This window comes from Streptomyces sp. NPDC001410 (assembly GCF_042895235.1).
GTDB lineage: Bacteria > Actinomycetota > Actinomycetes > Streptomycetales > Streptomycetaceae > Streptomyces.
In genome coordinates, this window is sequence record NZ_JBIAWE010000025.1 from 35,969 (window position 1) to 49,695 (window position 13,727).

The window sequence follows — 13,727 nt, forward strand, 5'->3', positions numbered from 1 at the left end:
CCGTTACTCCGCCTCGCGCAGGTCCAGGCCGATGTCGAGGATCGGCGAGGAGTGGGTGAGGGCGCCGACGGCCAGGAAGTCCACGCCGGTGTCGGCGTACATGCGCGCGGTGTCGAGGGTGAGCCGCCCGGAGGCCTCCAGCAGAGCGCGCCCGCGGACGATCCCGACCGCCTCCGCGCACTGGTCGGGCGTGAAGTTGTCCAGCAGGATCAGGTCGGCGCCCGCCTCGACGACCTCGCGCAGCTGGTGCAGGGTGTCGACCTCGACCTCGATCGGCACCTCCGGGAAGGCCTCCCGTACGGCCTTGAAGGCCTGTGCGACGCCGCCGGCGGCCACCACGTGGTTGTCCTTCACCAGAGCGGCGTCGGAGAGCGACATGCGGTGGTTGACGCCCCCGCCGCAGCGCACCGCGAACTTCTCCAGCGAGCGCAGCCCCGGCGTGGTCTTGCGGGTGTCACGCACGCGCGCGTTGGTGCCCTCCAGCGCGTCGGCCCACGCGCGCGTGGCGGTCGCGATGCCGGAGAGGCTGCACAGGAGGTTGAGGGCGCTGCGCTCGGCGGTGAGCAGGTCACGCGTGCGCGTGGTGACCGACAGCAGCTTCTGCCCGGCCTCGACGCGGTCGCCGTCCTCGACGTGCCGCTCGACCTCGAACTCGTCCGTGCAGACCACCGAGAGCACGGCCTCGGCGACCCGCAGGCCCGCCGCCACTCCGGCCTCACGCGCGGTGAAGTCGCCGGTGGCCACGGCCTCCTCGGGGATGGTCGCGACGGTCGTCACGTCCACGCCGCCGGCCAGGTCCTCCTGGATGGCGACGTTCGCGATGTCCTCGACCTCGACGGGGTCGAGTCCGGCAGCGGCCAGCAGCTCGGCGAGCGCGGGGTCGAGCCCGCACTCCAGGTACTCCTCGTCGCCCTCCGCGCCGCAGGCGCAGCCGTCACCGCAGCCGCCGGTCGGGACGAGGGGAAGGTCGTCGGTGCTCACTTGTTCTGCTCCTGAGGGCGCTGGTGTTGCCGGGTCGGGGGGAAGTCTGCGGTGTCCGTGGTGCGTACGGCCAGCGACCGGTCGGGATTGAGCCGTACGACGATGTGGCGTCGCCAGTCGGTGTCGTCGCGCTCGGCGCGGTCCTCGCGCCAGTGGCAGCCGCGGGTCTCCTCGCGCAGCCGCGCGGCGGCGATCAGGACGCGGGCCACGCACAGGAGGTTGGTCGACTCCCAGGTGTCGACGCCCGGCTCGGCGGTCTTGCCGTTCTCCTCCAGGGCGTCGCGGGCCTCGCTGTGCAGCCGCTGGAGCTGGTCCGCGGCCTTGTCCAGCGACTCCGCCGAGCGGAGCACGCCCGCGCCCTCGGTCATGATCCGCTGGATGGCGAACCGGGCCTCGGGGGCGAGCAGCGGGTACGCGGGCTTCTCCGGGTCCGGGACCGGTACGGGCACGCGCGCGTGCAGGCCGTCCGCGGCGTGGGCCGCCGCGATGTCGGCGGCGATCCGCTCGGCGTAGACGAGGCCTTCGAGGAGGGAGTTGGAGGCGAGCCGGTTGGCGCCGTGCACGCCGGTGCAGGCGACCTCACCGCACGCGTACAGGCCGGGGACGGTCGTCCGCCCCTGCGCGTCGGTACGGACGCCTCCGGAGGCGTAGTGGGCGGCCGGGGCGATCGGGATGGGCTCGGTGACCGGGTCGATGCCGTTGGCGCGGCAGGCGGCCAGGATGGTCGGGAAGCGGTGCTCCCACATGTCGGCGCCGAAGTGCCGGGCGTCGAGGAACATGTGCTCGGCGTCCTGCTCCAGCATCCGCCGCGTGATGCCCTTGGCGACGATGTCCCGGGGCGCCAGCTCGGCCAACTCGTGCTGTCCGACCATGAAGCGCACCCCGTCCCCGTCGACCAGGTGGGCGCCCTCGCCGCGCACCGCCTCGGAGACGAGCGGCTGCTGGCCCTCGGCGTCCGGGCCGAGGAAGAGCACGGTCGGGTGGAACTGGACGAACTCGAGGTCGCTGATCTCCGCGCCCGCGCGCAGCGCCAGCGCCACGCCGTCGCCGGTGGACACGGACGGGTTGGTGGTCGCGGAGAACACCTGGCCCATCCCGCCGGTGGCGAGGACGACAGCGGGGGCGTGCACGGCGCCCACGCCGTCGTGCTGACCCTCGCCCATCACGTGCAGGGAGACACCCGCGGTGCGGCCCTCGGCATCCGTGAGCAGGTCCAGGACCAGCGCGTTCTCGATCATGCGCACCCCGCGCGCAAGTGCGGCCTCCACGAGCGCGCGGGAGACCTCCGCGCCGGTCGCGTCCCCGCCCGCGTGCACGATACGGCGCCGGTGGTGGCCGCCCTCGCGGGTGAGCTGGATGTCGCCCTCGTCGTCGGTGTCGAAGTGGGCGCCGGTGGAGATCAGCCGCCGTACCGCACCGGGGCCCTCGGTGACGAGAATCCGTACGGCGTCCTCGTCGCACAGGCCCGCGCCGGCCACCAGGGTGTCCTCGAGGTGCTGCTCCGGAGTGTCGCCCTCGCCGAGGGCGGCGGCGATGCCGCCCTGCGCCCAGCGCGTGGAGCCGTCGTCCAGGCGGGCCTTGGTGACGACGACCGTCGTCAGGCCCGCGGCCTCGCAGCGCAGGGCGGCGGTCAGGCCGGCCACTCCGGAGCCGACGACGACCACGTCTGCGGAGATGGACCACCCGGGTGCGGGCGCGTGCAGTCGTATGCCTGTGCTGGTCACGAGGCGGCTCCGAGGGATCCGAAGGTGAGAGGGAGGTTGTCGATCAGCCGGGTGGTGCCCACCCGGGCGGCCACCGCGAGGACGGCCTCGCCGGTGAAGCCGTCACCGATCTCGGTGAAGTCGGACGGGTCCACGAGGGCGAGGTAGTCCAGCTGGAGCGGCGGGTCGAGGCGGACGGCCTCGTCCAGGACCTGGCGGGCGGCTGCGCGGACGGCCGCCGGGCCGCCGGGCGCGGCGGTGGCCACGGCGTGCGCGTCGGCCGCCGCGCGGGACTCCCCTATGGCGCTCAGCGCCTCGGCACGCGCGCGCGTGGACGGCACTTCGCGGGCCCGCGCGCGCAGCGCCTCCTGCGCGGCGTGCCGGTCGCGGCCGGCGAACAGCGCGCGGGACAGGGCGAGGGCGGTGCGGCGCTCGTCGGGCGAGAGGTAGCGGTTGCGGCTGGACAGGGCGAGCCCGTCCTCCTCGCGCACGGTCGGTACGCCGACGATCTCGATGCCGAAGTTCAGGTCCCGCACCATGCGCCGGATCAGGGCCAGTTGCTGGGCGTCCTTCTGCCCGAACAGGGCCACGTCGGGGCGGCTGAGGTGCAGCAGCTTGGCGACGACGGTGAGCACGCCGTCGAAGTGCCCGGGCCGCGAGGCGCCCTCCAGGCGTGCGCCCATCGGGCCCGCGGAGACGCGCACCTGGGGTTCGCCGCCCGGGTACACCTCGTCCACGGAGGGCGCGAACACGGCGTCGGCGCCCGCCTGCTCGGCGAGCTTCAGGTCGGCTTCGAGGGTGCGCGGGTAGCGGTCCAGGTCCTCGCCGGCGCCGAACTGCAGCGGGTTGACGAAGACGGTGACGACGACCTCGCCGCCCGGGCCGGCCAGCTCGCGCGCGGTGCGGATCAGCGTGGCGTGGCCCTCGTGCAGGGCGCCCATGGTCATCACGACGGCACGGCGGCCGTGGCGCACGCGCGCGTGCAGCTCTTCGGCGGTGCTCAGCAGGGCGGCGGTCATCAGGCGTTCCCCTCGGTGCTGTTCGTGCCGTCGGTGCCGTTCCCGCCGTCGGCCAGCACGCCGAGCAGGTCCTCGGCGAGTTCCGGCTTCAGCAGGCCGTGGGCGAGGGCACGGTCGGCGGTCGCGCGGGCCATCGCCAGATAGCCCGCGACGGTCTGCGGGGCGTGTCTGCGCAGCTCGGTGACGTGCGCGGCGACCGTGCCCGCGTCCCCGCGCGCGACCGGTCCGGTGAGCGCCGCGTCGCCGGAGCGCAGCGCGTTGTCCAGGGCGGCGCCGAGGAGCGGGCCGAGCATCCGGTCGGGGGCCTCGACGCCCGCCGTGCGCAGCAGCTCCATGGACTGGGCGACCAGGGTCACCAGGTGGTTGGCGCCGAGGGCGAGGGCCGCGTGGTAGAGCGGGCGGTTCTCCTCGCTGATCCACTCGGGCTCGCCGCCCATCTCGATGACGAGGGCCTCGGCGGCCAGGCGCAGCTCCTCGGGCGCGGTGACGCCGAAGGAGCAGCCCGCCAGGCGCTGGACGTCCACCGGGGTGCCGGTGAAGGTCATCGCCGGGTGCAGCGCCAGGGGCAGCGCGCCCGCGCGCAGGGCGGGGTCGAGGACCTTGGCGCCGTACCGCCCGGAGGTGTGCACGAGCAGCTGTCCCGGCCGCACGGCGCCGGTCTCGACGAGGCCGGCGACCAGATCGGGCAGGGCGTCGTCGGGGACGGTGAGCAGGACGAGGTCGGCGCGCTGGAGGACCTCGGCGGGCGGCACCAGGGGCACGTCGGGGAGCATCGTCTCGGCGCGCCTGCGGGAGGCGTCGGAGACTCCGGAGACGGCCACCGGGCGATGCCCGGCGAGCTGGAGGGACGCGGCCAGGGCGGGGCCCACCCGTCCGGCGCCGACGACGCCGACGGTGAGCCGCGCGGGGCGGTCCTTGAGGTCTGGCTGGTGGACTGTACTCACGCGACGGCGGCCTTCCCGTTCCAGTCCGCTCTGGGTACCGGACGATTTCTCGTCATGTTAACGCTATCGGGTCGGGTCACGGCCGGTCGTCCACAGGCTGTGGGTTACGCCACGCCTTCGCCGTACGGAGATTCCGCTGCCGCGCACCAGCGCGCGGGGCATGATCCACGGCATGACTGATACGGCTGAGCAGGGTGACGAGCGGTCCGCCGAGGAGCAGCTGCAGGAGCGGCGCGCGGCCGGCTACCGGAAGGCCACGCGCGTCCTGGCGCGCACGGGTCTGCGCGCCTCGGTCCGCGAACGGCTCGCGCTGCTCCAGGAGACGGCGCATGAGGTGTACGACCTGGACGAACCGGCGGACGTGTACGGCAACCGGATCGTCGCGACCCTGGAGGAACGGGTCGCTGCTCTGCTGGGCACGGAGGCCGCCGCGTTCTTCCCGACCGGCACGATGGCCCAGCAGGTGGCCCTGCGCTGCTGGGCGGCCCGGACCGGCAACCCCACGGTCGCCCTGCACCCGCTCGCCCACCCCGAGGTGCATGAACGCAACGCGTTCCGGGAGGTCAGCGGCCTGCGCACGGTACACGTCACCGAGGAGCCCCGGCTCCCCACGGCCGAGGAGATACGCGGCTTCGAGGAGCCCTTCGGGGCGTTGATGCTGGAACTGCCGCTCAGGGACGCCGGTTTCGTGCTGCCCTCCTGGGAGGAGCTGACGGAAGTCGTGCAGGCGGCGCGGGAGCGCGACGCAGTGGTGCACTTCGACGGCGCGCGCCTGTGGGAGACCACCGTCCACTTCGGGCGTCCCCTGCACGAGATCGCGGACTTGGCGGACAGCGTCTACGTGTCGTTCTACAAGTCCCTGGAAGGCTTCGGCGGCGCCGCGCTGGCCGGCCCGAAGTCCCTGGTCGAGGAGGCGAAGACCTGGCGGCACCGCTACGGCGGCGCGATCTTCCAGCAGTTCCCGACCGCTCTGTCGGCGCTCGTCGGCCTGGAGCGGGAGCTGCCCCGGCTGCCCGACTACGTGCGCCACGCGCGCGTGGTCGCCGCCGCGCTGCGCGAGGGGTTCACCGAGGCCGGGCTGCCGTGGGCGCGCGTGCACCCCGGGGAGCCGCACACCCACCAGTTCCAGGTCTGGCTGCCGTACGACACCGACGTACTGGTGGAGGCAGCCGTACGCCAGGCCGAGGAGACCGGGACCTACCTCTTCGTCGGGCCCTGGGCCGCCAAGGGGCCGGGGCTGTCCTCGATCGAGGTGACCGTGACCGCCGCCGGCCTGGAGTGGACCACGGACGACGTGCGAGCGGCGGTCGCGGACTTCACGGCGCGCTTGCCGGAGCGGGCGTAGCCGGCGCGCTTTCCGGAGCGGGCGTAGCTACAGCGCGCGGGGGCGCAGCCGGCGGGTCAGGGCCTGGCGGAGCCGCCCGCGCGCCGGGCGCTCGGCGAGGACCGCGCGGAAGCGGCGGTAGTCGCGCAGCTCGCGCATCAGGTCGCGGTCGTGGCGGCCCGGCGCGGGCGGTGCGGGCTCGCCGTGCAGGCGGGCGCGGTAGGTGTCGAGGAGGTACTGCTGCGTGATGCTCATGGCGGATCGCCTTCTCGGGACGTGGCTGATCGATGACTGATCGGGCTCCGCGGTTGCCCCGGTGTCCTCAGATTGCTCCTGCTCAGAGCGGATGTCCCGTGGATTGACGGCAGCCGTCAATCCACGGGGCAGTGTCGGTGGCCGGGTGCACCATGGGGGCATGAGCGTGACCATCGACATCGCCGGACTGCCGCCGGAGCGCATCTCCGTCGTGCCCTCACCGCTGGCGGAGCTGGGGATGGCGCTGCACGCGCTCAGCGAGCCCGGCCACCACCCGCAGCTGCAGGGCTGGGTGACCGCCGTGTCGACGCGGCTGGACCCGGGTCTGGCCGACCGGCTGTGCGAGGCGGACTTCCTGTGGCGCACGACGTTCTCCGACGTCTTCGCCCCGTTCGCCGGGATACCCGGCGGGCGTGCGCAACCGGGCGCCACGCTCGCCGAGGAACTGGACCAGCTGGACATGCTGACGGACGAACAGTTCGTCCACGCGGCCCTGGAGTTCACCTGTCAGCTGCGCTACGACATCGCCGAGCCCGGCCCGCTCGACGATCCGGAGCTGCGTCGGCGCTCCCTGGAGCTGGCCGCCGCGCGCGGTGCCGTCCAGGAGCGGGTCACCCGCCGGCTGCTGGAGGACCCGCCGGCCGTCCGCGCCTGGTTCCGGCAGCTCGTGCTCGACTGCGACGAGGCCTTCTTCGCCGACACCTGGGCCCGGCTCCAGCCCCAGCTCGCGGCGGACGCCCGGCACAAGACCGAACTGCTGCGCCGCAAGGGCCTGGGCGAGGCCCTCGCCTCGCTCTCCGGTGCCGTCTCGCTGGACGAGGAGGCCGGGCTCATCACGGTCGACAAGCTCCTGGTGGGGCGGACGGCCATCGGCGACGGCGGCCTCGTCCTGGTGCCGACCAGCCTCGGCTGGCCCCATGTGATGGTCCTGCACCGGTACGGCTGGCAGCCCACGATCACCTATCCCGTCAGCGGCTGCCACCCGCAGGCGCCGTCCGTCGAGCAGCTCACGCTCCGCCTGGAGGCGCTGGCCCACCCGGTGCGGATGCGGCTGTGCCGCCATCTGGCCCGCGCCCAGCACACCACGAGCGAACTGGCGGACGCGCACGGCATGTCCGCCCCCGAGATATCCCGGCACCTGGCGGTGTTGAAGAAGGCGGGCCTGATCACGAGCGGCCGCCGCGGCCGCTACGTCCAGCACCAGCTGGACCTGTCCGCGGTGGCCCGCCTGGGCAGCGACTTCATCGAGGGCGTCCTGCGCTAGGTCCTGTCGTCAAACACGGCCCCGCGCCCCTTCAGGGCGCTGCCGAACTGCAGCGGACTTCGCCGAGGGGGCGTCAGCCGTGCCCGCCGGCCCGGACCAGTCCGGTCTCGTACGCCAGCACCACCACCTGCACCCGGTCACGCAGGCCGAGCTTGGTCAGGATGCGCCCCACATGGGTCTTCACCGTCGCCTCGGACAGCACCAGCCGGGCCGCGATCTCGCCGTTCGACAGGCCCTGCGCGACCAGCACCATGACCTCGCGCTCCCGGTCGGTGAGCCGCTCCAGTTCCTTGTGCTGGGGCTCCCGGCCGGCGGAGGGCAGCATCGGCGCGAACCGGTCCAGCAGGCGCCGGGTGGTGGACGGCGCCACCACCGCGTCGCCGCTGTGCACGGAGCGGATGGCCGCGAGCAGCTCGCCGGGCGGCACGTCCTTGAGCATGAAGCCGGAGGCGCCCGCCTTCAGCCCGGAGAAGGCGTACTCGTCCAGGTCGAAGGTGGTCAGGATGAGCACCTTCGGTGGGTTCGGCTCCTGGCAGATGCGGCGCGTGGCCTCGACGCCGTCCAGCTTCGGCATGCGGACGTCCATCAGGACGACGTCGACGGCGGTGGAACGCACCACCTGAAGGGCCTCGACTCCGTCACCCGCCTCCGCGACGACCTCCATGTCCGGCTGGGCGGCGAGCACCATCCGGAACCCGGTGCGCAGCAGCACCTGGTCGTCGACGAGCATCACGCGGATCGTCATCGGGGGCCTCTTCCGTTTGCTCTGGGGGTTGCTCTGGGGGCGTGACAGGTGTCAACAGGGGGCGTGCGGCGGCGTCAGTGCGCCGGTTTGAGCGGGAGCAGCGCGCTGATGCGGAATCCTCCGCCCGGGCGCGGGCCGGCGTCCAGGGTGCCGCCGACCATGCCGACCCGCTCGCGCATGCCGATCAGGCCGTGCCCCTGGCCGTCGGCGCCGCCCTCCTCGTACAGCTCGTGCGGGGCGCCCTTGCCGTCGTCCTCGACGAGCAGGCCGAGCCCGTCGTCGAAGTAGACCAGCCGCACGCTCGCGCCCGCGTTGGGCCCGCCGTGCTTGCGGGTGTTGGTGAGCGCCTCCTGCACGATGCGGTACGCGGTCAGCTCCACCCCGCTGGGCAGCGGGCGCGGGGTGCCCTCGACCTTGAAGTCGACGGGCAGACCGGAACTGCGGCACTGCTCGATGAGGTCGTCGATCTGCTCGACGTCCGGCTGCGGGACGTACTCCCCGCTCTCCTGGTGCTCGCCGGTGCGCAGCACGCCCAGCAGGCGGCGCATCTCGGCGAGGGCCTGGCGGCCGGTGGAGGAGATCGTCTCCAGGGCCTTCTTCGCCTGGTCGGGCGCGGCGTCGAGGACGTAGGCGGCGCCATCGGCCTGGACCACCATCACCGACACGTTGTGCGCGACGACGTCGTGCAGCTCGCGCGCGATCCGGGCGCGCTCGGCCGCGACCGCCACCTTCGCCTGTGCCTCGCGCTCCTTCTCCAGCCGGGCGGCGCGCTCCTCCAGCTGGGCGAAGTAGGCCCGGCGGGTGCGCATGGAGTCGCCGAGCACCCAGGCCAGGGCGAACGGCACCGTCTGGAACACCGCGATCGCCAGCTGGCCCAGCCCGCTGGAGTGCTGGTCCGGCCAGCGGATCTGCGCCAGGGCGGCCGCGGACAGGCTGACGAAGAGCGCCAGCCGGGAGGCCCAGCGCGCACCGACCGCCGCGACCGTGTAGGTGATCACCAGCATGGCGAAGTCGGCGGCGGTCATCTCGATGTCCAGGACCAGCTGGGCCAGCCCTGTCGCGAGGGCCAGCAGCAGCATCGCCTCCGGGAAGCGGCGACGCAGCGCCACGACGACGCACAGGACGGCGGACACCGCCAGCCCGCCGCCGACCGACATGTGGTGGTCCGGCACGCCGTTCTGACTCACCACGCTCACGCCGGAAATCCCGAACAGGACGACGGCCCAGAAGCTGTCGACCCATGTCGGGTGCCTGCGGAGGAAGTCATAAAGGCGTTGCACGTAACCCAGAGTAGGGAAGCGAGATGCGTGCAGGGGTCAACCGGAGGGCCGATCCGCAAGAGCGACGCGTACTCCGCAAGGTGGATGCCGTGATCACCTGTGCGCCTAGTCTGTCCCGGTGACGGATGAGGCGACGGCGGAGAGCATCCGCGAGGGACACGGCTGGCGGGAGGCGACCCAGGAGGCGCTCTACGGGCCGGGCGGCTTCTACCGGCGGCCCGAGGGCCCGGCCGGTCACTTCCGTACGTCCGTGCACGCCTCCGCGTTGTTCGCGGGCGCCGTGGCACGGCTGCTGTGCCGGGTCGACGAGGCGCTCGGGCGGCCGCGGACGCTGGACTTCGTCGACATGGGCGCCGGGCGCGGAGAGCTGGTGACCGGCGTGCTCGCCGCCCTGCCGGCCGACGTGGCGGCCCGCGCGCGCGGGCACGCCGTCGAGATCGCGGACCGTCCGGCGGGCCTGGACGACCGGATCACCTGGCGGAGCGAACCCCCGGAGACGATCACCGGGCTGCTGTTCGCCAACGAGTGGCTGGACAACGTGCCCGTGGACGTCGCCGAGGTGGACCCGGCGGGCGTGCCCCGGCTGGTGCTCGTCGCGGCGGACGGCACCGAACGGCTCGGGCAGCCGGTGTCGGGCGCGGACGCGGACTGGCTGGCGCGGTGGTGGCAGCTGCCGGGCGAGGAAGGGCTGCGCGCGGAGATCGGGCTGCCCCGGGACCTGGCGTGGGCGGCCGCGGTGGACCGGGTGGTGCGGGGACTTGCGGTGGCCGTGGACTACGCGCACACCGCGGACGCGCGCCCCCCGTTCGGGACGCTCACCGGCTTCCGGGAGGGGCGCGAGACGGCACCCGTGCCGAACGGCTCGTGCGACATCACGGCGCATGTCGCGCTGGACGCGTGCGCGGTGGCAAGCACGTCAGCTCGCACGGCGCACACACCTCACGACATGGCGCACACACCCTCCGACACGGCGCGCACACTCCCCGCCGCACGCCTGCTCACGCAACGCGCCGCCCTGCGCGCCCTGGACCTCACCGGCGCACGCCCGCCGCTCGCGCTGGCCTCGACGGACCCCGCCGCCTACGTACGCGCCCTGGCGAGTGCCGGCGAGGCCGCCGAACTCACTGCCCCGGGCGGCCTCGGCGACTTCGGCTGGCTGCTACAGCCGGTTGGAATCCCGGACCCACTCGCCTAGGGCCGGCGGCTCACTTGTCGATGTCGCCGACCACGAAGAACATCGACCCCAGGATCGCCACCATGTCCGCCACCAGCGTCCCCGGCAGCAGCTCGGTCAGGGCCTGGATGTTGTTGTAGGACGCGGAGCGCAGCTTCAGCCGGTACGGGGTCTTCTCGCCCTTGCTGACCAGGTAGTAGCCGTTGATCCCGAGCGGGTTCTCGGTCCACGCGTACGTGTGCCCCTCGGGCGCCTTCAGCACCTTGGGCAGCCGCTGGTTGATCGGCCCGGGCGGCAGCTCGGCGAACCGGTCCAGGCAGGCGTCGGCGAGGTCGAGTGCGTTGTGGGTCTGCTCCAGGAGCACCTCGAAACGGGCGAGACAGTCGCCCTCGCTCCGGGTGACGACCTTCAGCGTGTCCTGGAGGTCGCCGTAGGCCAGGTACGGCTCGTCGCGGCGCAGGTCGAAGTCGACGCCCGACGCGCGCGCGATGGGCCCGCTCACACCGTAGGCGTGCACGGTCTCCGGCGTGAGCGCCCCCACGTCCCGCGTACGCCCCCGGAAGATCTCGTTGCCGAGCACCAGGTCGTCGAAGACGTCCATCCGGGAGCGCACGGCGGCGACGGCGGCACGCGCGCGTGCCGTCCACCCGGCCGGCAGGTCCTCCTTGAGGCCGCCGACGCGGTTGAACATGTAGTGCATGCGCCCGCCGGAAACCTCCTCCATGACGTTCTGGAGCACCTCGCGCTCCCGGAACGCGTAGAAGACCGGCGTGATCCCGCCCAGCTCCAGCGGGTACGAACCGAGGAACATCAGGTGGTTCAGCACCCGGTTCAGCTCGGCGAGCAGCGTGCGCGTCCACACCGCGCGCTCGGGGACCTCCATGCCGAGCATCCGCTCCACGGCGAGGACCACGCCCAGCTCGTTCGAGAACGCCGACAGCCAGTCGTGGCGGTTGGCGAGCATGATGATCTGCCGGTAGTCGCGCGCCTCGAAGAGCTTCTCCGCGCCCCGGTGCATGTAGCCGATGACCGGCTCCGCGTGCAGGATGCGCTCTCCGTCCAGCACCAGCTTGAGCCGCAGCACGCCGTGCGTGGACGGATGCTGGGGGCCGATGTTGAGCACCATGTCGGTGCTCTCGGCGGCACCGCCGATGCCGACCGTGGTCTCCGTCGCAGTCATGGACCCAGTTTCCCCTACGTACGCTGGCTCCATGGAAACGGGGATCCCCGAGGAGACCGGGATATCGGGGGAAGAGCCGGTGTGGCGGGGACTGCCGCCCGGCCTGCTGCGCATGCGCCGCCTGCTGCTGGCGGTGTGGACGGGCGTGTTCGCCGTCGCGGCGGGGCTGCTGCCCGGCCTGCTCGCCGGCTGGACGTGGGCCGCCTTCGCGCTGCTCCCGCTGGCCCTCGGCGCGTGGGGCTGGCGGCTCCTGGCCCGCAACTGGCGCTCCTGGCGGTACGCCGAGCGCGCCGACGACCTGCTGATCAGCCGCGGTGTCCTGTGGCGCGAGGAGACCGTGGTGCCGTACGGGCGGATGCAGCTGGTGGAGGTCACCTCGGGGCCCGTGGAACGCTCCTTCGGGCTGGCCAGCGTGCAGCTGCACACCGCCGCCGCGGCGACCGACGCGACCATCCCGGGTCTGGACCCGGCCGAGGCGGAGCGGCTGCGCGACCGGCTCACCGAGCTGGGCGAGGCCCGATCGGCGGGCCTGTGACCACATCCGACCTCGACGACGTGCCGGCACACCCGCCCCTGGCCGAGCGGCGGCTGCACCCCGTCACGCCCTTCCGGCGGACCTGGGCGCCGGTCGCCGTACTCGCCGGCTGGGCCGGGCACGACCCGAGCGGCGCGCAGGAGCAGCTGCAGCGGCTGACCTCCACGATGCTGCTCGTCGGACTCGCCGTGCTGGTCCCGGCGGCCGGCCTCTACGGCTTCCTGTCCTGGTGGTTCACGCACTTCGCGGTCACCGACAGCGAACTGCGCATCCGTACCGGGCTGCTGTTCCGGCGCACCGCGCACATCCGGCTGGAGCGCATCCAGGCGGTCGACGTCACGCGCCCGCTCCTCGCGCGCGTGGCGGGTGTCGCCAAGCTGCGCATCGATGTCGTCGGGGCCGACAAGAAGGACGAACTCGCCTTCCTGGGCGAGCAGGAGGCGCGCACGCTGCGCGCGGAGCTGCTCGCGCGCGCCGCGGGTTTCGCGCCCGAGACGGCGCGCGAAGTCGGCGAGGCACCGGCGCACGAGCTGCTGCGGGTGCCCCCGCGCGAGCTGGCGCTCTCCCTCGTGCTGACGGGCGCCGCCTGGGGCTCCCTGGCCGCCGCCCTCGTCGTACCGCCCGTGCTGTGGCTCGCCACCCACAGCCTGTGGACCGTCCTCGCCGCCGCCCTGCCGCTGCTCGGTACGGCGGGCGCGAGCAGCGCGGGGCGGTTCGTCGCCGAGTACGACTGGACGGTGGGCGAGTCCCCGGACGGGCTGCGCATCGACCACGGCCTGCTCGACCGCGCGCACGAGACGGTGCCGCCGGGACGGGTGCAGACCGTGCGGATCGTGGAACCGCTGCTGTGGCGACGGCGGGGCTGGGTGCGGGTGGAGCTGGACGTGGCCGGGTCCGACAACTCCGTGCTGGTGCCGGTCGCCCCGCGCGCGTTGGCCGAGTCGGTCATAGCGCGCATACTGCCCGGCGTGACCGTACCGGAGTCGCTGTCCCGCCCGCCCCGGCGGGCCGGTCGGTGCGTGCCGGTGTGGTGGCGCGGGCACGGCCTCGCGGTCACCGAAGCGGTGTTCGCCGCCCGGCACGGCCTGCTGCGCCGCCGCCTGTCGCTGGTCCCGCACGCCAAGGTGCAGAGCGTACGGCTCACCCAGGGGCCCTGGGAGCGGCTGTGGCGGCTCGCCGACGTCCACGTGGACACCGGGGCCGACAAGACCGTCACGGCCCGCCTGCGGGACGCCGAGGAGGCCGCACTGCTGCTGCGCGCCCAGGCGGAGCGGTCCCGCACCGGCCGCAGGGACGCCCGCCCCGACTGCTGGATGGCGTGAG

At 73.6% G+C, this 13,727-nt stretch carries 13 protein-coding genes; 5 read left to right on the forward strand and 8 right to left on the reverse strand.

From position 1 onward, the window contains the following. Positions 1 to 3: 3 nt before the first annotated feature. The 4 genes from nadC to ACFY3C_RS40100 are packed head-to-tail and all read right to left on the reverse strand — an operon-like array spanning position 4 to position 4,647. A complete protein-coding gene (gene nadC / locus ACFY3C_RS40085) occupies positions 4 to 981 on the reverse strand; it encodes a carboxylating nicotinate-nucleotide diphosphorylase (protein WP_386579562.1) in 978 nt (325 codons plus the stop codon). Continuing rightward, positions 978 to 2,705 (reverse strand): L-aspartate oxidase, encoded by a 1,728-nt coding sequence (locus ACFY3C_RS40090; protein WP_390774351.1) that lies wholly within the window; start codon positions 2,703 to 2,705, stop codon positions 978 to 980. Before ACFY3C_RS40090 ends, nadC begins: the two co-directional genes overlap by 4 nt. After that, a complete protein-coding gene (gene panC / locus ACFY3C_RS40095) occupies positions 2,702 to 3,703 on the reverse strand; it encodes a pantoate--beta-alanine ligase (protein WP_389188547.1) in 1,002 nt (333 codons plus the stop codon). The genes ACFY3C_RS40090 and panC overlap by 4 nt, the downstream gene beginning before the upstream one ends. Next, positions 3,703 to 4,647 (reverse strand): Rossmann-like and DUF2520 domain-containing protein, encoded by a 945-nt coding sequence (locus ACFY3C_RS40100; protein WP_390774352.1) that lies wholly within the window; start codon positions 4,645 to 4,647, stop codon positions 3,703 to 3,705. The genes panC and ACFY3C_RS40100 overlap by 1 nt, the downstream gene beginning before the upstream one ends. Before the next feature lie 172 nt (positions 4,648 to 4,819). On the opposite strand from ACFY3C_RS40100, the gene ACFY3C_RS40105 reads away from it, so the two are divergent. Beyond that, a complete protein-coding gene (locus tag ACFY3C_RS40105; protein WP_390774353.1) occupies positions 4,820 to 5,992 on the forward strand; it encodes a threonine aldolase family protein in 1,173 nt (390 codons plus the stop codon). Between the two features lie 27 nt (positions 5,993 to 6,019). Here the strand turns inward: ACFY3C_RS40105 and ACFY3C_RS40110 are convergent, their stop codons facing one another. Next, positions 6,020 to 6,226, reverse strand: coding sequence for a hypothetical protein (locus tag ACFY3C_RS40110; protein ID WP_386579554.1), 207 nt, complete (start codon positions 6,224 to 6,226; stop codon positions 6,020 to 6,022). Positions 6,227 to 6,386: 160 nt separating this feature from the next. Between ACFY3C_RS40110 and ACFY3C_RS40115 the strand changes: the two genes are divergently transcribed. Next, positions 6,387 to 7,490 carry a DUF5937 family protein gene (locus ACFY3C_RS40115; RefSeq protein WP_390774354.1) on the forward strand — a complete coding sequence of 368 codons (1,104 nt, stop codon included), beginning with the start codon at positions 6,387 to 6,389 and terminating at the stop codon, positions 7,488 to 7,490. 73 nt (positions 7,491 to 7,563) lie between these two features. On the opposite strand, the gene ACFY3C_RS40120 is transcribed toward ACFY3C_RS40115, so the two are convergent. Both ACFY3C_RS40120 and ACFY3C_RS40125 read right to left on the reverse strand, forming a co-directional pair. Beyond that, on the reverse strand, positions 7,564 to 8,235 hold the full coding sequence (locus ACFY3C_RS40120) for a response regulator transcription factor (protein WP_097253150.1): 672 nt from the start codon (positions 8,233 to 8,235) through the stop codon (positions 7,564 to 7,566). Between the two features lie 74 nt (positions 8,236 to 8,309). Then, positions 8,310 to 9,515, reverse strand: a complete 1,206-nt coding sequence (locus ACFY3C_RS40125; RefSeq protein WP_386579550.1) for a sensor histidine kinase — start codon at positions 9,513 to 9,515, stop codon at positions 8,310 to 8,312. 118 nt (positions 9,516 to 9,633) lie between these two features. On the opposite strand from ACFY3C_RS40125, the gene ACFY3C_RS40130 reads away from it, so the two are divergent. Next, positions 9,634 to 10,710, forward strand: coding sequence for an SAM-dependent methyltransferase (locus ACFY3C_RS40130; protein ID WP_390774355.1), 1,077 nt, complete (start codon positions 9,634 to 9,636; stop codon positions 10,708 to 10,710). A gap of 10 nt (positions 10,711 to 10,720) precedes the next feature. On the opposite strand, the gene ACFY3C_RS40135 is transcribed toward ACFY3C_RS40130, so the two are convergent. Continuing rightward, positions 10,721 to 11,869, reverse strand: coding sequence for an NADH-quinone oxidoreductase subunit D (locus tag ACFY3C_RS40135; RefSeq protein WP_386579546.1), 1,149 nt, complete (start codon positions 11,867 to 11,869; stop codon positions 10,721 to 10,723). A 31-nt stretch (positions 11,870 to 11,900) separates the two neighbouring features. Here ACFY3C_RS40135 and ACFY3C_RS40140 point away from each other — a divergent pair, with 31 nt between their 5' ends. Next, positions 11,901 to 12,404 (forward strand): PH domain-containing protein, encoded by a 504-nt coding sequence (locus ACFY3C_RS40140; protein WP_390774356.1) that lies wholly within the window; start codon positions 11,901 to 11,903, stop codon positions 12,402 to 12,404. Continuing rightward, on the forward strand, positions 12,401 to 13,726 hold the full coding sequence (locus tag ACFY3C_RS40145) for a PH domain-containing protein (RefSeq protein ID WP_390774357.1): 1,326 nt from the start codon (positions 12,401 to 12,403) through the stop codon (positions 13,724 to 13,726). The genes ACFY3C_RS40140 and ACFY3C_RS40145 overlap by 4 nt, the downstream gene beginning before the upstream one ends. Position 13,727: the final 1 nt, after the last annotated feature.

Bases quoted from the DNA above. Each gene is read 5' to 3' on its own strand.
- panC (WP_389188547.1), bottom strand. From the start codon at position 3,703: ATGACCGCCGCCCTGCTGAGCACCGCCGAAGAGCTGCACGCGCGCGTG.
- ACFY3C_RS40105 (WP_390774353.1), top strand. From the start codon at position 4,820: ATGACTGATACGGCTGAGCAGGGTGACGAGCGGTCCGCCGAGGAGCAG.
- ACFY3C_RS40110 (WP_386579554.1), bottom strand. From the start codon at position 6,226: ATGAGCATCACGCAGCAGTACCTCCTCGACACCTACCGCGCCCGCCTG.
- ACFY3C_RS40115 (WP_390774354.1), top strand. From the start codon at position 6,387: ATGAGCGTGACCATCGACATCGCCGGACTGCCGCCGGAGCGCATCTCC.
- ACFY3C_RS40120 (WP_097253150.1), bottom strand. From the start codon at position 8,235: ATGACGATCCGCGTGATGCTCGTCGACGACCAGGTGCTGCTGCGCACC.
- ACFY3C_RS40135 (WP_386579546.1), bottom strand. From the start codon at position 11,869: ATGACTGCGACGGAGACCACGGTCGGCATCGGCGGTGCCGCCGAGAGC.
- ACFY3C_RS40140 (WP_390774356.1), top strand. From the start codon at position 11,901: ATGGAAACGGGGATCCCCGAGGAGACCGGGATATCGGGGGAAGAGCCG.